This window comes from Sulfuriferula multivorans (assembly GCF_003851125.1).
GTDB lineage: Bacteria > Pseudomonadota > Gammaproteobacteria > Burkholderiales > Sulfuriferulaceae > Sulfuriferula > Sulfuriferula multivorans.
On the sequence record NZ_BGOW01000030.1, the window covers coordinates 47,518 to 67,190 of the forward strand.

Sequence of the window (19,673 nt, forward strand, 5' to 3'; positions counted from 1 at the left end):
CCGGGTAAAACATCAGCGGCCAGCCGAACAACAGCGGGATCAGCGACATGCCGGCGATGGGCACATGGATCGCCAGGATATAGGCCATCGCGCGGCGCAAGTTGTCGTAAATACGGCGCCCCAGCCGGATCGCCTGCACGATGGAGTCGAAGTCGTCGTCCAGCAGCACCAGATCGGCTGCCTCGCGCGCCACGTCGGTGCCGCGGGCACCCATGGCGATGCCGATGTGGGCGGCCTTCAGCGCGGGCGCATCGTTGACGCCGTCGCCGGTCATCGCCACCACTTCGCCGCAGGCCTTGAACGCCTGCACCAGGCGCAGCTTCTGCTCCGGTGTGACGCGCGCGAACACGTTGACCGTGGTGATGCGGCGCTGCAGTGCTGCGTCATCCAGCAGCGCCAGCTCGTCGCCAGTCATCGCGTCGGCCGCACTGTCGAACCCAGCCTGCCGCGCCACCGCCTGTGCCGTACCCAGATAATCGCCGGTAATCATCACCACCCGGATGCCTGCCTCACGACATTCTGCGATGGCTCGAGGCACGTCTGCGCGTACCGGGTCGGCGAGCCCGATCAGTCCCACAAACTGAAATGGAAAATCGTGCTGCAACGCAGGCCATTCGCTGCCGCGAAAATCGGCACGCGCCACCGCCAGCACACGCAAACCCTGCTGCGCCAGGCTGGCGATTTGCAGCGCCAGCGCGTCCAGCTGCGCCGCATCGAAATGGCACAGGTCGGCGATGGCCTCGGGCGCACCTTTCGCTGCCACCACATATTCATCCCGGCCGGCGGCCTGCCAGACGTGGGACATGGCACGTAACTGCGGCGTCAGCGAATACTCGTGGGCCAGTGTCCAGTCGTGATGCAGGTGCTCGGTATCGGCGAGGAAATTCGCACCGAGCTGGTGGAACGCGCGCTCCATCGGGTCGAAAGGCGCCACCTCGGAGGCCAGAATACCGAACTCGACCAGCGCGTGGAAAGCTTCCGGCAGACTGTCGGGCAGCGCGTAATCCACCTTGTGCATCTGTCCGTCGACGCACAGTGCAGCCACGCTCATGCGGTTCTGGGTGAGCGTACCAGTTTTATCCACGCACAGCACCGTGGCCGCACCCAGGGTTTCGATAGCGGGTACGTGCCGGGTCAGTACCCGGTGCTGCGAGATGCGCCACGCCCCCAGAGCGAGAAATACCGTAAGCACCACGGGGAATTCTTCCGGGATGGTGGCCATCGCCAGGGTGATGCCCGCCAGCAGCGCACCCAACCAGTCGTGGCGGGTGAAGCCGTAGAGTGCAATCACCATGAGCGCCAGCGCAACGCCGATTAACGCCAGCACCCGCACCAGGCGGACGGTTTCACGCTGCAGCGGGCTGGCGGAGGGCGTCACTTGTCCAAGCGCGCGACCGATGCGGCCGATCTCGCTGCGTTCCCCGGTAGCCGTCACGCGCGCCATTCCCTGCCCCTGCACCAGTACGCTACCGGCATACACGAAAGGCAGGCCATCCCCGCCCGGCCGCGTCATCGGCATGGCGCCGTCCCAGGGAATTTTGTTCACTGACATGGATTCGCCGGTCAGCACCGATTCGTCTGCCGCCAGGTCATTGCACGACAGCAGCACCGCATCCGCCGCGACCCGGTCGCCCTCCGTCAACAGCAGGAGATCGTCACGTACCACCTCGCGCCCGGCGATACGCTGCTCGATCCCGTCGCGCAGCACCAGCGCGCGCGGGCTGGTGAGGTCGCGCAAGGCTTCCAGCACACGCTCGGTTTTACGCTGCTGGTACACGCTGGCGCCCATCACCACAAACACGAAACTCAGCAGAATCAGCGCTTCGTGGATATCACCAAACACCAGATAAATTCCCCCCGCCGCGATCAGCAGGACGAACATCGGCTCGCGCAACACCTCCAGGGCGATGATCCCGAGGCTGCGCCGCCGCGTGCCGGGAAGCTCGTTGTAGCCTTCCGTGCGCAAACGCTCGGCCGCCTCGTGCTGGGTGAGGCCGGTGAGGACAGGCTCGGTATTGTCTAGGGCGGGCGACATGGCATCGTGCGGCGCAGGGTGGGATGCCGTCAGGATATGCAAGAAAGCGCAGTATGCAAAGACCCATCGGCGTCGCCGCCACGGCAGCATGCGTGGAACGCTGAATTTGGGATAGGCATTATGCGCAGTTGATTTTTTATCTTCGGATGAAAAGCTTGTGCGCAGACTGCGCTCACCGTCGGCATATGAGCCGGTGGCGACGTTCCCGATCCACGGGATGGTGCACTTTCTCCAACGCCGCCGGATCTACTTTACGGTTCCAATATATGCCTCATCCGCGTTTCTGATCGTCGACTACTTCCGGATGTTTTGCCAAGTATTGGCTCATGAAAAGCGTGAATTCAGAAACATCATCACTCTTCATCCTTCGCCTCCTTTTCCAGACGAATGCGCATATGATAGCGGCTTTCAATTTCCAGATGCGGGACCACCCACCCCCACGGGTAGAATAAAAATGGTCTAATGGATTCGAGTCTGAAAAAAAAGTCTCAATCTCCCCCGCGAAGAAGAACCGACATGCTGCCTGCCTCCCTCAAACGCTACGCCTGGCTCTCCATCGCCGCAGCCCTGGTCACAATCCTGCTCAAGGGCTGGGCCTGGCGACTCACCGGCTCAGTGGGATTACTTTCCGATGCACTCGAGTCCTTCGTCAATCTGGCGGGGGCGATGATGGCGCTGGCCATGCTGTCATTGGCGGCCTTGCCGGCGGACGACAACCATGCGCACGGACACGGAAAGGCAGAGTACTTTTCCAGCGCATTCGAAGGCTTTCTCATCCTCGTCGCCGCTGTCAGCATCGCCTATGCAGCCATCGAGCGCTTGCTCAATCCGCAGCCGATTGAAGCAGTGGGCATCGGGCTGGCGGTGTCGGTGGCTGCTTCGGTGATTAATCTGGCCACGTCGCGCATCCTCATGGGGGTGGGCAAAAAATACAAATCCATCACCCTGGAAGCCGACGCGCGCCACCTGCTCACCGATGTCTGGACGTCAGCGGGGGTCATCGCAGGGGTCGGACTGGTGTGGGTGACGGGCTGGATCTGGCTCGACCCGGTAATTGCCATCCTGGTGGCCATGAATATTGTGTGGACCGGGTGGCAACTGCTGCAGCGCTCCGCCGCGGGCTTGATGGATGTTTCCATCCCCGAGGAAGAACTGAAGGCGATTGAAAGAGTACTGGATGGCTACCGTCAGCAGGGGCTAGAGTTCCACGCCTTGCGCACGCGTCAGGCCGGCACCCGTGCTTTCGTCACCTTGCATGTCCTGGTGCCTGGCGCCTGGACGGTCCAGAATGGACATGACTGGTCGGAACGGATCGAAGCCGATATCCGCCAGGCCGTGCCGCACGCTCACATCACCACCCACCTGGAACCGAAGGAAGATCCCGCCTCCCTGGCGGATCAGGAACTGGATCGTCTGGCGGATTAAATCTGTTGGCCGATGGATAGGTGCATGGCGACCCTTGGCCGAAATGCCTCATTAACAAACGGCAGATTGTGCTTATACTGCGCTCCCGTATGCGCGAATGCGTATGTCGTCCGCACATGCCAGTGAAGGTTTCCATGAACAACCGGATTCGCCAGATTCTCAACCAGATAAGCGCACTCGAAGATGAACTGCAAACAGCCGTCGAACAGCAGCAGGAGCGCTTGCACTACCGTTTCGAAGACAAGCGCATCAGCTTCGAGCATGCCGTCAGTGAAACGCACCGCAAAGCCAGAATGGGGATTTTTCGCTGGTTCCTGACCGTCCGCCCGCTAAACTATCTCACCGCCCCCATCATCTACGGCATGATCGTTCCATTAGCCTTGTTCGATCTGTGCATCAGCTTTTATCAGCTGACCTGCTTCCCCATTTACAGGGTTGCCAGAGTGCGGCGCGCGGACTACATCGCGCTGGATCATCAGCATCTGGCCTATCTGAACATCATCGAGAAAGTGGATTGCATGTATTGCTCGTACGCGGTCGGGTTGCTTGGCTATGCGCAAGAAATCACGGCACGCACCGAGCAATATTTCTGCCCCATCAAGCATGCCCGCAAAATGCTCGGCGCCCATGCACGCTACGCGCATTTTTTGGCTTACGGCGAAGCGGATGACTTCCATGCCAAACTCGAGGAATTCCGGGCGGAACTCGCCAAAGAAACGGATCAGGGACGCAAATTACACGACGGCGATCCGCAAGATGACAGCGACAAAACCAGCTAACTCACGTGCATGACAGGCTGGTTAACGCCATTTTCTCGGGAATACTGTATAGGCAATAGTTGTTCCGCCCCCCCATCTTTGCCTGGTACATTGCGGTGTCCGCATGGATGATCAGGGTGTCGGCATCTACACCGTGCTGCGGATACAGGCTGATGCCAATACTGCAGGTAATCCGGTGTGGCTTCCCTTCCACTTCAAACCCGTCAGAAATATCCTTCATGATCTTTCTGGCTACAGTTTCGCAATCTTCGATGTTGCAGACATCCAAAACGATCAGTACAAATTCGTCGCCTCCCAGACGCGCCACCGTGTCACCTTCCCGGATACACCCATTCAGGCGTTTCGCGACATGCTCCAGCAAACGATCACCCACGTGATGCCCCAGTCTGTCATTGACCAGCTTGAAATTGTCAAGGTCGAGGAACATCACCGCAAAATTCTGTTCATGGCGGTGCGCCTGGGCAATGCTTTGCGAAAGCCTGTCCATGAACAACAAGCGGTTTGGCAACTGGGTGAGCGTGTCATGGTGCGCCTGATAGCTAAGCTTTTGCTCTCTCATTCTGTGCTCGGTAATATCCGTTATCTGCAGTATGAATAGCTTGTTGTTATTCTGTGTTATCGGGCTGAGGTCGACGTTCATCGGAAAGCAGGAACCATCGGCGCGCTGGCCTATTGCCGAGTCATACGCGTGGCTCATTAACAACGTGATGTTCTTTCCGTTAAGATCTCCGGAGCGATAGCCGAACATTTGTTCCAGCGCTGGATTGCACGACGTAATCGTGCCATGGGCATCGACGGTGACAATGCCACTGGCCAGACTGTCCAGCACGGTTCTCAGCAAGGCTTCGTTGTCGTGCAGATTTTTGAAAATTTCCAGAAACAGAACAGCAACATAGCCTAGCGACAGGGCATAAGCAAAGAGCCTCAGAAAATGCCACATCCACCAGGTGGCATCCCATAGGTTCGAAAAGGCGTAAGCAAGACCGGCAATCCCGAACATGAGGCTCATCACGGTAAAAAGCAGCACCTCGGGAGATGGTTGGGTACGCTGGATTGAATAAAATCGATGCGCCGCAGCAAGAAACATGAAGCCGCCAAGAGTGTTGAGCGCCGACGTGGCAGAAGCAAATTGATTGTCCAGCAACGCATGCGGCAAAAAGGCGGTAAAACGGATAATCAGCAACCCCATAACGGCCGCACTCACACCAGCCAATACCGGGAACACAAATCGGGCTCTATTCCCGAATCGCAAATCTTGAAAATAAATACCCATAAAACACAGACCGCCCAATGCCGTAGCCAGACCATGCAGCCAGATAAACGCGTCGCCGGGCGCTGTTGCGGCATGGAACAGGTCCAGCATGCCCATGGCTGCCAAACCCATAGCCGTGCTGATACGGTAGGAAGGTGTAGAACTGGTATGCAGGAATGCCAGGAGTGTGGCAAGCGCCAGCGCAGCGAAGGCACCCGTTGTTTCGATGACCGAATGGAAAGGAATGTTGACCCAAATCCATTTATCAGGTGAATTGATAACCAGCGTCACAGCCAGGGATGCACACAATACAGCAATCACCGGCCAGTGAAACTTTTCAACGTATCCGCGTTTCTTCATATCGCGTTGGGTCATGTTCCGCGCCAATCCAGATCGCAACAAAAAACACGGGTGTCCTCATCGGCCTGAATTGCAATCGATAGCGTGATGCACATATTCGCTTCCGCGACGGAAAGATAGGGGCGCGTGGTCTGAACTTCTCCCGGGTTGTTGACCGCACGGCGGAAATAATGGCGCCTTGACCAATTGGCCCCTTCTGCATTGGATACGGGCAGAAAGCGGGGGTCCATTTTGTTTTCCCGATATCTGGACACATGACTCTTGCCTAACTGCATGCCCTCGGCATTCAGCATGAAGCAGCGCTCGGCTCTTTCCTGTCCGAGAAACTCGGCGCAGGCCTGTTCAATGCAGGCACCCGCCTGAATGCGGCTTGCGGAACGCTTGAAGGCTTCCACATACTGGGTCAGTTCTTTTCTCTGCCGGGCTTCCAAGTCATCGGAATAGGTCTTGAATTTTCCGCACAGCTCGGCGATGCGATTATCCTCGGCGCCTGGTTGAATGAGTTCTTCCGATGGCCTGCCGAAATAAAAGCCTTGAACAAAATCAATCCCGGAGTCCATGGCGATCAACGCCTCATTTTCTGTTTCAACACCTTCAATGAGGGCCAGGCTACCTGACTCATGGATTAAATTCACCAGATTGGGCAGCACGCGTGCGACGCTGCGATTTTGCGCTGCCTGGGCAATGACCGAACGATCTAGCTTCACAATATCAGGGGCTATACGCCAGATACGTTCAAAATTGGAATGGCCGGCACCAAAATCATCGATGGCGACCAGGCAACCCAATTCCCTGTAGTAGCCGACCGCCTCAGCTAATAAAGCCTCGTCGTGAATTCCACCTTCGAGAATTTCAACGACAATCCGATGAGGCGGTATACCGTAGCGCTGGAGTAAATCAGAAAAATACGCGCCATAATGCTTGCCATTAACAATGACTTGCGGACTCACATTGATAAAAATCCAGCTGGTCTCATCGGCCATGCTCAGAAAATTACGAAGGTGCAGATTTCTGCAAAGGCGATCCAGCAAGATCGCTTCGGATTCAGTCTGGATGGAATGAAACACTTCTAGGGGAGAGACAGCCGTGCCGTTTGGCTCGAATGCGCGCAACAGCCCTTCATATCCGACTGGTCTGCGGTGGGTAATGCTGAATATTGGTTGAAATGCGCTGGTTAAGCTGAGGCCTCCGAACAGCCCATTCACATTCCTGCCATTTTGAGCAATCGATAATTCAATCGTATCGAGTGATAGTTGAGCATATTTTGTATCCGATAAAAAACGAAGACTCATTATTGAGTACTCATTCGAGTTGTGAATATCCGGTATTTAGGGTGAGCCGCAAGTTCATAAACAGAATATTTGCGCACGTTTTCAGTGAACCGGGCATGCACTGCGCTTACTCGATCCTTGTCTGCAGCAAGGTCCGGATCCTGTTCTACCGCCTCGGCGAAAGAACGGATATCCCTGTCAGTAGCCAGAAATCCATTATCAGCAGCCCGCTCGAATGGGTTGCAGAGGAGGAGATCGATGGCCACTCTGGCATTGGAGCCAATACCCGGTATCGCTTTCTTGCGAAACTCCCGGGTTAGCTGGCTAGGCAATACACCCGGCCGCTCGTTAAAATTTGGACGCATACCCGTAGTGTCCGTTCCCGTGCACAGTAATTGCCCGAGCAGCGCCAGATTGTCATAAGCAGTCTTTATTCCATGAAGCTTTTGTCGATTCTTATGCAAGCCTTGCATAGGTTGAGCAAGATACGATGGATGCATAACATGCCTTGTATTGACATGTCCCTTGTCAGAACTATTTTTCATTGCAATTTTGTTGAGTTGAAGGCTGTTTGCGCTAAGCAAATAACATACCTGACCTAATTAAATCGCAATATATTGATATTGCTGAATAGAAAACATCGTAATATTTTCATATGGAATCTGTGCATCAGAAAGGCACATGCACTGCACCAACAATGAGCAATATTGCGGATCCACAGAAAATTGCTCAAATCGTGTTTCATCCAAATTTACTGCCATTCTCCAAAAAAAAATCATGAACAAATAAGGAAAAAATCGGTGCCGCCGCGGGGCTGAATTGCCGCATAATGTTGCGCAGACACAAACTGGAAATAAGAGCAATTAAGAAATGAGTCTTGATCTTCGCACCATGATGTTGATGATATCCGTACTGACGCTGCTGCTTTCCGGATTGCTGGGAATGGCTAGTTTTCAGGCCGGGAATATTCGTGGTGTGCGCCTGTGGGCAATGGCGAGCATGTGTCACAGCCTCGCAAGCTATATTATATTTGCACAGCTGCCTGCCTTGACCAATGGCTGGATCATGGTGTGGGGAGCCGTGTTGGTGATGACAGGTAGCGGCCTGCAATTTGCAGGAATACGGGCATTCAAGGAAGAGTACATCGATTGGCGTATTCCCCTGTCAGTGGTGGGCTTGGCATTTGTGCTGAGCGTCTGGTTCACATTTCTGCATTACGACGCCGCTGCGCGATCCATCGCCAATACGCTGGTGTTCGCATTGATCAATCTAATCTGCGCCCGTGCCCTGCTCATCAATATCGAACCCCCGCTGCGCACCGCATATTGGTTTACGGGTGCATCGTTTGCCTTGCTTGGCGTGGCATCGCTGATCCGACTGGCCACAATATTTCATGCGCCACCCGATGCCTTTGTCGGCCTTTACCCGCAGGTACCTTTTATTCCCATACGATTTCTGTTCGGCAGCCTGCTGCTGATGTGCGTGCCTTTTGGTTTCGTACTCATGCTGAACTATCGCCTCATTCTGGAAATGCAAAAAATTGCCTTGCGCGACGGTTTGACCGGCGCACTCAACCGGCGCAGCCTGGAACAGGAGGCTATCCGCCTGCAGGCACGGTGTCAGCGTTATGGCGATACGCTGGCGATCATGATGATAGACGTCGACCACTTCAAGGCGATCAACGACCAGTGCGGCCATCAGGTGGGAGACAAAGTCCTGCGACGTTTGGCCGAAGTTGCCCAGAATTCCATCCGTCGCGACGATTACTTTGCCCGTTATGGCGGGGAAGAATTCTGCATTCTGCTTCCATCCACCACTGAAGAAAAAGCCAGAGTACTGGCCGACCGCCTGCGGCAGGCTTATGCCTCCTTGACCATGGAGTTCGGCGGTGCGGTTTTGCACAGCACAATCAGCATCGGTGTAGCCGATTCGAAACGTGTCGGCCTGGAATTCAATGAACTCGTCTCTGCCGCAGACAAGGCCCTCTACCACGCCAAACAGGAAGGCCGCAATCGCGTAGTGACCCATTCCGCCATCATGTCCAGTGTGCCGGAATTGGTAATGCCTTTACCAGAATGACAAAGCTCCAGGCCCGCTGACGATCAATTCCCGGTAAGTTTGGCGACTCGAAATCGAGGCTGCGTTCAGTCCTTTTTGCTCAAGTTGTGCATCACCTGATGCCATCCCGCCGTGGCACTTTCACCAACCTCTTCAAAAACTGCTTGTAACAGTTTCATCTGGGTGCCGGTAAGTTGTGCTTCCAGTTTCTGACCCATAGGGGTCAAAGACAGCTGACGAACACGACGATCGTGCTCCGCGGTATTGATCACCACCAGACGCATTGCGATCAACTGCCGCAAAGGCGCGTTCAAGGCTTGTTTGCTGACATTGAGTATGCTCAGCAAGGCATTAACCGAAATCTGCGGGTTACGGCCAACGAAATAGAGTATGCGGTGATGGACTCTACCCAAACCACGCTGATCGAGAATGCGGTCTGGGGGTGCAGTAAAGGCGCGGTAGCCGAAGTAAAACTGCTCTATGGCCAGGCGCAATGCGGTTTCGGGCGACTTGGACGAGTGCGTATCGGTAGCCTTGGCGTTGTCATTGGACTGCATATCGGCAGTGGCTATTGGGTCAACCATATTGACATGATAAGCGTGCATTCATTAGGATGTCTATAGGTCAACTTTATTGACATTATGGATCGACTGCCATGAATCCCTCCCCACCCACTCATCCTGCTCACTTTTCTACTCGCACCCGCTATTTGCATCCGTCCCCGATCCGCGAAATTCTGTCTGTCGTCAATCGGCCGGGCATGATCTCCTTTGCGGGTGGGCTACCAGCGCTAGACAGCTTTCCCAGATTCAATCTGGACAGCATGCCGCAGGAAATCCTGCAATACGGCCCCAGCGAAGGCGAGTGGGCATTGCGTCAGAGAATTGCCGAAGAACTGCAAGAGCGAGGTTTGCAGTGCACGGCCGAACAGGTGTTGATTCTTTCCGGTTCGCAGCAAGGTATCGATCTTGTCGCCAAACTGTTCATCGACCCTGGTACCGCGGTGGCGGTGGAGTCGCCCACCTACCTGGCGGCTTTGCAGGTATTCCGTTTCTTCGGTGCGCGCTTTGTTGCCTACGACGCAGAGAAACTGGATGTGCATGCGATGCAACGCGAAAAGCCGGTTTTTGCCTATGCCATTCCCACTTTTCAGAACCCGAGCGGCCGCTGCCTCGATGCCACCCAGCGCGACGCTCTGGCCGCCGCCTGCGATGCCGCCCGGATTCCACTGTTTGAGGATGATCCTTATCGTGATCTGGTGTATGACTCCTGTGAGCGCGGCCCGGTGTGCGGCCGTTTGCAACGAGCGCCCTGGATTTATCAGGGATCGTTCTCGAAAAGTCTGGCGCCGGGGTTGCGCCTCGGCTACCTCGCCGCTTCACCGGATCTACTGCCATTTCTCACGAGCCTCAAGCAGGCAGCCGATTTGCACAGCAACCGGGTGAGCCAGTGGCTGGTGCTGCAGCAGTTGAATGATCCGGCGCGTAGCCGACATCTGGACGAACTGGCGCAACGCTATCGCCAGCGCCGAGATAACTTCGAGATGGCATTGCGGCGTCATTTTGGCGATCTCGCCAGTTGGAAGACACCGCCGGGCGGTCTGTTCTTCTGGCTCACCCTTAATCGCCGCATCGATACGCGCCAACTTTTGTCCGAGGCTATTGAAGAGAGTGTCGCCTTTATGCCTGGCGAACCATTCCTGCCTGTGGATGTGGACAGTTGCGGTCAGTTGCGCCTCAATTTCAGCCATGCCAGCGAGGCGCAGGCCGAGTTAGGCCTGGGAAAACTGGCCGCGTTGGTTCGCGGCTTTATTTGAACCATGCTGGCAAGGATAAATCCATCCTCCATGGCATTGTGCTGTATCCCATTTTTCAGTCTGTTTCCGAAATCCAGCTTGCCCACATCGCATTCCGGAATTTGCAACGCTAGTCATCTCAACCCTGCACCAGCACCCCATCCGCCAGTTGCAACACGCGCTGCATGCGTCCGGCCAGATCAGGATCGTGGGTAACCACCAGAAAGCTGGTGCCGTGCTGTTGATTCAGCGCCAGCATCAGTTCCTGAATGCCCTCGGCGGTATGGCGATCGAGGTTGCCGGTCGGCTCATCCGCCAGCACGCAGGCAGGTTGCGTAACCAGCGCGCGGGCAATCGCGGCACGTTGACGCTCGCCGCCGGAAAGTTCGCCGGGGGAGTGGTCGAGACGATGCGCGAGGCCGACTTCCTTGAGTACCTTGGCGGCGCGTTCGCGCGCTTCTGCGGTGGGCATGCGCCGGATCAGCAGCGGCATGGCGACGTTATCGAGCGCAGTGAATTCGGGCAGCAGGTGGTGAAACTGGTAGACGAAGCCGAGCGATTCGTTGCGCAGCTTGCCGCGCTCGGTTTCGCCCAGATGCTGAATGTCTCGCCCCATGATTTCCACGCTGCCGCCGCTGGCGTCGTCCAGTCCGCCCAACAGATGCAACAGGGTGGATTTGCCGGAGCCCGAGGCGCCCATGATGGCGATGCGCTCGCCCGCTTCCACCACCAGATTGACGCCGGTCAGCACCTGTACATCCAGCCTGCCCTGGCGATAGGTTTTTTTCAGGTCGCGGCAGGCAATCACTTGCTTATTCATAGCGCAAAGCCTCCGCAGGATTGGTGCGCGATGCACGCCAGCTCGGGTAGATAGTCGCCAGCCAGGACAACACCAGCGCCACGATGCCAATTACCCATACATCGTGCCACTCCAGTTTGGAGGGCAGCTCGCTGATCTGATACACGTCGGACGACAGAAAATGGACGCCAAAGGTGCGTTCGATGAACGGTACCACTGTGCCGATATTGAGTGCCAGCAATACGCCCGACAGCAATCCCATGGCGGTGCCGATCAAACCGATGATCGCGCCCTGCACCATGAAAATTTTCATGATGCTGCCCGGCGATGCGCCCAGCGTTCGCAGGATGGCGATGTCCGGCTGTTTATCGGTGACCACCATCACCAGCGTGGAAACGATATTGAATGCGGCGACCGCCACGATCAGCAGCAGGATGATGAACATCACGCGTTTTTCCATCTGCACCGCGCTGAAGAAACTGGTGTGCGATTGCGTCCAGTCGCGGATGGAATAATCGCCATTCAACATGGTGGTGAGTTTTCTGGCTACTTCCGGCGCGCGATCCAGGTTGTCAAGTTTCAGGCGCAGGCCGGAGACATGGTCTCCGGTGCGGAACAGCTTCTGAGCATCCTGCAGATTGATCAGCGCCAGGCCGGAGTCGTACTCGTACATGCCGATCTGGAAAATGCCCACCACCTTGAACTGCTTCAGACGCGGTATCATGCCCGCCGGAGTGATCTGTCCCTGTGGCGTAATCACCGTCACTTTATCGCCCAGCTGCGCCCCCAGTATGCGCGCCAGGTCGGCACCCAGCACGATCCCCCACTCGCCGGGACGCAGCGCCGCGAGGCTGCCCACGCGCATCTTGTGGCCAATGTCAGTCACGCTGTCTTCCTGATCCGGCAGGATGCCGCGCACCACCGCGCCCTGCACTGCCTGATCGTAGGCCAGCAAGCCCTGCCCCATCACATAGGGCGCAGTGGCTTGCACCTCCGGCTCCTTGCGGCTTTCTGCCGCGACTTTTTGCCAATCGCCGAGAGTATTGTCGAAACCGGTGATCTCGATATGTGCCGCCACCCCCAGAATGCGGCTGCGCAGTTCATCCTGAAAACCGTTCATCACCGACAGCACGACGATCAGCGCCGCCACGCCCAGCGCAATGCCGAGCATGGAAATCAGCGAAATGAAGGAAATGAAATGATTGCGACGCTTGGCGCGGGTATAGCGCAAGCCAATGTAAAGTTCGTATGGGCGCACGGGAAATTTGAGTTGAATTTGCTGCCAGCAGTGTGCCACAGGCGCACGTCTGCCGCCAGAAAATCGCGCATCAACCAAATTGCCGTCGGGTTGGAATGATAAACTGCGACGATGATCATCACGCTACTGATCCCCGATTTGATTCCCGCGCCTGAAATGCGCGATGCTGCGCTGGGCGGGCTTGCCCTGCCCGCCCTGCAAACCCTGTTGGCACGTGCGGACAAAACTGCTGCCCCGGCGGAAGGCGGCCTGGATGGCTGGCTGTGCCGCGCTTTCGGCGTGGATAAGCAACAGGATTGGCCGATTGCACCCATCACCTTGCTGGCAGACGGCGGCGAACCCGGCAAGGCTTACTGGCTGCGTGCCGACCCGGTGCATCTGCGCGCCACCCGCGACAAACTCATGCTGGTGGACAGCGGCGCGTTCCAGCTCACCCAGATCGAAGCGGAAACCTACGCCCAGGCGTTCAATGCGCATTTCCGCGCGGACGGTTTCACGCTCTACCCGCTGCGTCCGGATCGCTGGTATCTCAAACTCGATCAGCATCCCGCCATCAATACCCATCCTGTCACTGCAGTGACCGGCAAGCATCTCGACCCCTACCTGCCGCAAGGCGCGGACGGGCTAAAGTGGCACCGCCTGTACAATGAAATCCAGATGCTGTTTTTCAGTCTGCCACTGAACGACGTCCGTGAAGCACGCGGCGAACTGACGGTGAATAGCATCTGGCTGTGGGGCGGCGGCACACCCCCTCGAATCGCATCGGCCAACTCCAAAGTACTGGCGAATGACCCCACCGCGCGCGCCATCGCACTCGCCGCAGCCTGTCCCAACGACACACTGCCGGTCAATGCCGCCGCATTGGCCGACAATACTGACGACACGCTGGTATTAGCCGAGCACTTGCGTGGCGCGGCACAATACGGCGACATCATCGGCTGGCGCGAGGGCATGCAGCAGTTGGAAACGGACTGGTTTGCGCCGCTGCTGACACTGCTGAAATCCGGCAAAGTAGACGAGTTGCGAATCGTTGTGCCGACAACAGAGGAGAATCTGGAATGGCGTGTAACGCGGGGCATGCTGCTGAAATTCTGGCAACGCGGTAGCATCGCTGGCTTGCTGCGATGATTTTTGCTATCTGATCTTTTACTGAATCCTGACTGACGCCTCTGCAATTATGAAAACACCAAAACGACTCGAACCGCTGATCGAAGATGGCCTGGTAGATACGGTCATCCGTCAGCTTATGAGCGGCAAGGAGGCCATGGTCTTCGTTGTCCGCTGCGGCGAAGAAATACGCTGCGCCAAGGTATACAAGGAAGCCAACAAGCGCAGCTTTCGCCAGGCCGTCGATTACACCGAAAATCGCAAAACCAAAAACAGTCGTCAGGCGCGCGCCATGGCAAAAGGCACACGCTATGGACGCAAAGCGCAGGAAGAAGCCTGGCAAAACGCCGAAGTCGATGCCTTGTATCGCCTCGCCGCCGCCGGCGTGCGCGTGCCCAAGCCGTATAACTTCCACGAAGGCGTATTGCTGATGGAGTTGGTGACCGACGCGCATGGCGACGCAGCTCCCCGCCTCAACGATGTGGAGTTCAGCGCAGACCAGGCACGCGCCCACCATCACACATTGATGATGGAAGTGGTGCGCATGCTGTGCGCCGGGATCATTCACGGCGATTTATCCGAATACAACATCCTGGTCGGCGCTGATGGTCCGGTCATCATCGACCTGCCCCAGGCGGTAGATGCTGCGGGCAACAACCACGCCAGCAGCATGCTGGAACGCGATGTCGGCAATCTCACCGCCTATTTTGGCCGCTTCGCACCGGAGTTGCTCTCCACCGACTATGGCAAGGAAATCTGGTCGCTGTTCGAGCACGGCGAGTTGCACCCGGAGGTCGTCCTCACCGGCCATTTCGAACGCAGCACCGAGGCAGTCGATCTGGACAGTGTGATGCGGGAAATCGATGACGCGCGTGCCGAAGAAGCCGCACGGCGGTTGCGATTACTTGCGGCAGAATAACTCACTCTTTTATCTCTTGAGGCGTCACAGAGTGCAATAAATTGGCGCGGGAATAAATCCATAAATCATCGTGGACTTATATACCCAGAGTCCCGCCACTACGCATTGTTCACCGGATAAACAGCTGATTTTTCAGATCGCCTAAATTATATTACCTGAATCGGTTGTGAAGACTTCCCGCATCAGCCTACAATCAAACCAGGCCGAAAAATCCATTCCAGAGGTGCTTGTGTCGGAAGCCAAACCCAGTGCAAAAGACGTATACCACCAGTTGCGTGAAAGCATCCTCAATTTCGAACTTTATCCGGGAACGCGGGTTACCGAGTCCGAGCTGGCGGCTCAATATGGTGTAAGCCGAACTCCGATCCGCGGAGCATTACAGCGGCTTGAGACAGAGGGCTATTTACGCATACTGCCAAAACAGGGATGCTTTATCCGCAATCTCGATATCGCAGAACTCGCGCATTACTACCAGGTTCGCATCACGCTGGAAATGTTGTCCCTGCAGTTGGCTGCCGAATTCATGCCAACCGCCGATCTGGAAAAACTGGCGCAGTCCTGGGATCCTGCCCGGCAGGAGGAACGCAGCAACGACTCGGAAGAAATGGAAGCGCGCGACGAGTCATTTCACATGACCCTGGCGGAAGGCGGTGGAAACATCGCCTTGAAGCATTATCTGGAAGATATTAACGGCCGCATCCGTGCAGTTCGGCGCCTCGACTTTACCGACGACACGCGCATCGACCGCACCTACGAAGAGCACTACCAGATTTGCCAGCAGTTGCTCCAGCGCGACCTGGCCGAAGCGCAAAGACAGATGAAAGCGCACATCAGCCACAGTGAGAATTTTGTCAAGAATCTCACCCTGACCCAACTCGAACGTGCGCGTCGCGACGGCAACCGCAACCGTTCAGCGTAATCACACTACGCAGGTTCGATCACAACCAGCGCATCGCCCGCAGTGACCTGTTTGCCGGCGCGGCAATGCAAAGCGCACACCGTTCCGTCGACCGGCGAATAGACGGAAAACTCCATTTTCATCGCCTCGACAATCAACAGAGGGTCACCTGCTTTTACCACGGAACCCGCTTCAATCAGCAACTTCCAGATGCTGCCGCTGATATCCGATGCCACAATATGACCAGCGCTATCTTCCAGAAGCGGCGCCACATCCGGCTCGTCATCATGCACTGCGGTTTCCGTTGCATAGGTTTGCCAGTGCGCAATTTCTGCTTTGAAAGCTGCCTGTTGATGTACCTGAAAATCGGCGATACTTTCCGCATTGTCGCGCAGGAATGCATCGTATTGGGCGAGGTCAAACACGGCGTCTTCAATGCGGATGCTGGCCCGCCCTTCGCGGAAATCCTCACGTAGCTGATTCAGCTCCGTTTCGCTCACCGGGTAATAGCGCACCTGGTCGAAGAAACGCAACAGCCACGGCGCGCCCTGTTCGAATTGCGGGTTTTTCAGAAACTTGTTCCAGATCGGCAGGGTGCGTCCGATAAGCTGGTAACCGCCGGGCGAATCCATGCCGTAGATGCACATGTAGACGCCGCCGATACCGACCGTGCCCTCCGCCGTGTAGGTGCGTGCCGGGTTGTACTTGGAAGTGAGCAGGCGATGGCGCGGATCAACCGGAACCGCACACGGCGCACCCAGATACACATCACCCAGCCCCAGCACCATATAACTGGTATTGAACACGATATCGCGCACCGCATCCTGACTGGCGAGGCCGTTGATACGGCGGATGAACTCGACGTTACTCGGCAGCCAGGGCGCGCTGTCCTTGACCGATTGCCGATAGCGCGCCACCGCATCCAGCGTGGCGCTATCCTCGAACGCCAGCGGCAGATGCACGATCCGGCTGGACACGCGCATGCTCCTGGCAGGTGGCAGTTGCGCTTCCAGCGCGCACAGCGTATCGAGCAATGCAGTTTGATGCAGGGTGCGGCTGTCGTAATGTATCTGCAGCGAGCGCACGCCCGGCGACAGCTCCAGTATGCCGTCGACCGGATTGGCCTTGAGCGCCTCCATCAATGCATGAATGCGCAGCCGCGAGTGCAAATCGAGCACATTGGCACCGTACTCCAGCAGGATGTATTTATCCCCGGCCTGCCGATAAGCCACGTCAGGCCGCTCGCCCTGCGCCGGCAATTCGCGCAACACACAGGCCGATACGGTACCGGCCGGTTGCAGGCTGGGCAGCTTGACACTCGGCAACGACGGCATGGCACTGAGTGTTTCGATCGCTTCGTCCTGGGCGCGTTCCAGTGCCAGCGCATCATCGAAACTGAGCGGGAGGAAGCGGATGCTGTCCCCCGGCTTGACTTGTCCGACTTTCCACAACTCGGCACGGGCAATCGTGGCCGGGCACACAAAGCCGCCCAGGCTGGGGCCGTCGCGCGTCAGAATCACCGGCATGTCGCCGGTAAAATTAATGCTGCCGATCGCATACTCGCAATCGTGGATATTGGACGGATGCAAACCCGCCTCGCCGCCATCGCTGCGTGCCCAGGTGGGCTTGGGCCCATTCAGGCGGATACCCAGGCGATTGGAGTTGTAATGCACTTCCCAGGCGGTGGAGAAAAACATCTCGATCGCGTCATCGGTAAAAAAATCCGGTGCGCCGTGCGGACCATACAGCACGCCGATTTCCCAATCCTGGCTGTATTCGGGTATCAATGCCGTGGGTGCTGCCGACTCGGCATAGCATGGCGCGGGCGTGGTACAAGCGGGCAATTCCGGGCGGCTGACCGCCAGCATGTCGCCGACCCTGAGCGGCCGTCCGCCATGGCCGCCAAACTGCCCCAGCGCAAAGGTCGAGCGGCTGCCCAGATACACCGGCACATCCAGCCCGCCACGCACCGCAAAATACGTGCGGCAACCGCTCAATACCTTGCCGATCACCAGTTTTTGGCCACTTTTAACCTTGATCGCCTGCCAGAAAGCGACCGGGTTGCCATCCAGGGTTGCGGCCGTAGGAGCGCCGCTCAATGCGATCGTTGCTGCGCAATGGAATTTGAGCGTCGCTCCCTGAATCGTGCATTCCAGCGCTGCGGCACCGGGATAATTACCGACGATGCGGTTAGCCAGACGAAACGCATAATCGTCCATCGGGCCGGACGGCGGCACCCCGATATCCCAGTAGCCGATTCGTCCCGGATAATCCTGTACCGTGGAATAGGTGCCGGCCTCGACCACCTCGATCACCGACGGCTGGAAACGGAATCCTTCCAGAGCAGCGGTCGAGACATTGCCGCTGACAAACACCGGTGAGGCCACCACCTGGCGCAGGTAATCCAGGTTGGTGGCGATCCCCGCAATGCTCGTGGCATCGAGGGCTTCAATCAGTTTCGCCAATGCCGCTTCACGGTTGTCGCCATAAGCAATCAGCTTGGCCAGCATCGGATCATAGTGCGCAGAGACTTCCACCCCGGTGGACACCCAGGTATCCACGCGTACGTCTTCCGGGAACACCACCTCGGTCAGCACGCCCGGGGAAGGCTGAAAATTCTTTACCGGGTCTTCGGCATAAATGCGCACTTCGATGGCCGCGCCCTGCGGCACGACAGGCACGTCCAGCGCAGGTGGCTCGCCCGCCGCGGTGCTGACCATCCACGCTATCAGATCGATGCCGGTGACCGCTTCGGTAATCGGATGCTCAACCTGCAAGCGCGTGTTGACCTCCAGAAAATAAAACGCGTCACGCGCTGCGTCGTAGATGAATTCGATGGTTCCGGCAGAACGATAGTTGACCGTCTTGCCCAGCCTGACTGCGGCCGCGAGTAATTGAGCACGCGTGGCCGGCGGCAAGTTTGGTGCCGGCGTTTCTTCCACCACCTTCTGGTTGCGGCGCTGCAGCGAGCAATCGCGCTCGCCCAATGCGGCTACGTTGCCTTGGCCATCGCCGAAAATCTGCACTTCAACGTGGCGCGCATTTTCCACAAAGCGTTCCAGAAACACACTGCCATCGCTGAAGAAATTTTTCCCGAGGCGCTGCACCGTTTCAAATGCATCTACCAGTTCGGCTACATCGTTACACCGGCTCAGGCCGATCCCGCCGCCGCCTGCGGTGCTCTTAAGCATCACCGGATAACCCAGCCGCGCCGCAGCCTGGGTGGCCTCGGCCAGATCAGCAAGCAAGCCCGTGCCCGGCGTAAGCGACACGCCTGCCGCACCGGCAATTTCACGCGCGGTGTGCTTGAGTCCGAACTGACGCATCTGCTCCGGTGTAGGCCCGATAAACACCAGCCCGGCAGCCTCGCACGCCTCGGCGAAATCGGCGTTCTCGGATAAAAAACCGTAGCCGGGAATAATCGCCTGCGCCCCGGCCGATTTGGCTGCTTCAATGATCTTGTCGCCACGCAGATAGCTCTCCGCCGGGCTGTTTCCACCGAGCGCAATCGCCTCATCGGCATCGACCACATGGCGCGCATTGCGGTCGGCATCGGAGTAAACCGCGACACTGCGTATCCCCATCTTCTTCAGGGTGCGGATAGTGCGAACGGCAATCTCGCCCCGGTTGGCAACCAATACAGTATGGAACATGACAACCTCGATTTAGTTATTCAAAAAACCTCTTTGGCCACAGAGAACACAGAGCACACGGAGA

Annotated in this window: 16 protein-coding genes; 7 read left to right on the plus strand and 9 right to left on the minus strand. The window is 57.1% G+C overall.

The genetic code is table 11. The features are described from left to right. Together EI185_RS13790 and EI185_RS18455 are read right to left on the minus strand one after the other, a co-directional pair. On the minus strand, positions 1-2,035 hold a 2,035-nt coding region (locus EI185_RS13790; RefSeq protein WP_223247850.1), incomplete at its 3' end, for a cation-translocating P-type ATPase. 271 nt (positions 2,036-2,306) lie between these two features. Then, the gene (locus tag EI185_RS18455) at positions 2,307-2,399 is read right to left on the minus strand and encodes a DUF3460 family protein (protein WP_124705728.1); all 93 of its coding nucleotides are present in this window, start codon (positions 2,397-2,399) and stop codon (positions 2,307-2,309) included. A 152-nt stretch (positions 2,400-2,551) separates the two neighbouring features. Between EI185_RS18455 and EI185_RS13800 the strand changes: the two genes are divergently transcribed. Next, positions 2,552-3,460: a cation diffusion facilitator family transporter gene (locus EI185_RS13800; RefSeq protein WP_124705729.1), complete on the plus strand. Its 909-nt coding sequence runs from the start codon at positions 2,552-2,554 to the stop codon at positions 3,458-3,460. A gap of 134 nt (positions 3,461-3,594) precedes the next feature. Then, complete coding sequence (locus EI185_RS13805; RefSeq protein WP_124705730.1) at positions 3,595-4,239, plus strand: hypothetical protein; 645 nt, start codon at positions 3,595-3,597, stop codon at positions 4,237-4,239. Between the two features lies 1 nt (position 4,240). Here the strand turns inward: EI185_RS13805 and EI185_RS13810 are convergent, their stop codons facing one another. The 3 genes from EI185_RS13810 to EI185_RS13820 are packed head-to-tail and all read right to left on the minus strand — an operon-like array spanning position 4,241 to position 7,667. Beyond that, on the minus strand, positions 4,241-5,866 hold the full coding sequence (locus EI185_RS13810) for a sensor domain-containing diguanylate cyclase (RefSeq protein ID WP_124705731.1): 1,626 nt from the start codon (positions 5,864-5,866) through the stop codon (positions 4,241-4,243). Next, positions 5,863-7,143, minus strand: coding sequence for an EAL domain-containing protein (locus EI185_RS13815; protein WP_124705732.1), 1,281 nt, complete (start codon positions 7,141-7,143; stop codon positions 5,863-5,865). The genes EI185_RS13810 and EI185_RS13815 overlap by 4 nt, the downstream gene beginning before the upstream one ends. Further along, entirely contained in the window at positions 7,143-7,667 is a 525-nt protein-coding gene (locus EI185_RS13820; RefSeq protein WP_223247851.1) for a hypothetical protein, read from the minus strand. The genes EI185_RS13815 and EI185_RS13820 overlap by 1 nt, the downstream gene beginning before the upstream one ends. 325 nt (positions 7,668-7,992) lie before the next feature. Here EI185_RS13820 and EI185_RS13825 point away from each other — a divergent pair, with 325 nt between their 5' ends. Next, positions 7,993-9,201, plus strand: coding sequence for a GGDEF domain-containing protein (locus EI185_RS13825; protein ID WP_124705734.1), 1,209 nt, complete (start codon positions 7,993-7,995; stop codon positions 9,199-9,201). A gap of 65 nt (positions 9,202-9,266) precedes the next feature. Here EI185_RS13825 and EI185_RS13830 read toward each other — a convergent pair whose 3' ends face one another. Beyond that, positions 9,267-9,785: a MarR family winged helix-turn-helix transcriptional regulator gene (locus tag EI185_RS13830; RefSeq protein WP_223247852.1), complete on the minus strand. Its 519-nt coding sequence runs from the start codon at positions 9,783-9,785 to the stop codon at positions 9,267-9,269. A gap of 50 nt (positions 9,786-9,835) precedes the next feature. Between EI185_RS13830 and EI185_RS13835 the strand changes: the two genes are divergently transcribed. Continuing rightward, complete coding sequence (locus tag EI185_RS13835) at positions 9,836-10,996, plus strand: aminotransferase-like domain-containing protein (protein WP_124705736.1); 1,161 nt, start codon at positions 9,836-9,838, stop codon at positions 10,994-10,996. A gap of 118 nt (positions 10,997-11,114) precedes the next feature. On the opposite strand, the gene lolD is transcribed toward EI185_RS13835, so the two are convergent. Together lolD and EI185_RS13845 are read right to left on the minus strand one after the other, a co-directional pair. Beyond that, a complete protein-coding gene (lolD, locus tag EI185_RS13840; protein ID WP_124705737.1) occupies positions 11,115-11,795 on the minus strand; it encodes a lipoprotein-releasing ABC transporter ATP-binding protein LolD in 681 nt (226 codons plus the stop codon). Continuing rightward, positions 11,788-13,032: a lipoprotein-releasing ABC transporter permease subunit gene (locus EI185_RS13845; protein ID WP_124705738.1), complete on the minus strand. Its 1,245-nt coding sequence runs from the start codon at positions 13,030-13,032 to the stop codon at positions 11,788-11,790. The genes lolD and EI185_RS13845 overlap by 8 nt, the downstream gene beginning before the upstream one ends. A gap of 111 nt (positions 13,033-13,143) precedes the next feature. Here EI185_RS13845 and EI185_RS13850 point away from each other — a divergent pair, with 111 nt between their 5' ends. The 3 genes from EI185_RS13850 to EI185_RS13860 all read left to right on the plus strand — a co-directional run bounded on the left by EI185_RS13850 (position 13,144) and on the right by EI185_RS13860 (position 15,977). After that, complete coding sequence (locus EI185_RS13850) at positions 13,144-14,160, plus strand: phosphoglycerate mutase (RefSeq protein WP_124705739.1); 1,017 nt, start codon at positions 13,144-13,146, stop codon at positions 14,158-14,160. Positions 14,161-14,209: 49 nt separating this feature from the next. Then, entirely contained in the window at positions 14,210-15,058 is an 849-nt protein-coding gene (locus tag EI185_RS13855) for a PA4780 family RIO1-like protein kinase (RefSeq protein ID WP_124705740.1), read from the plus strand. Positions 15,059-15,224: 166 nt separating this feature from the next. Continuing rightward, positions 15,225-15,977: a GntR family transcriptional regulator gene (locus EI185_RS13860; RefSeq protein WP_223247853.1), complete on the plus strand. Its 753-nt coding sequence runs from the start codon at positions 15,225-15,227 to the stop codon at positions 15,975-15,977. Between the two features lie 5 nt (positions 15,978-15,982). Here the strand turns inward: EI185_RS13860 and uca are convergent, their stop codons facing one another. Next, positions 15,983-19,609 carry an urea carboxylase gene (gene uca, locus EI185_RS13865; protein ID WP_124705741.1) on the minus strand — a complete coding sequence of 1,209 codons (3,627 nt, stop codon included), beginning with the start codon at positions 19,607-19,609 and terminating at the stop codon, positions 15,983-15,985. Positions 19,610-19,673: the final 64 nt, after the last annotated feature.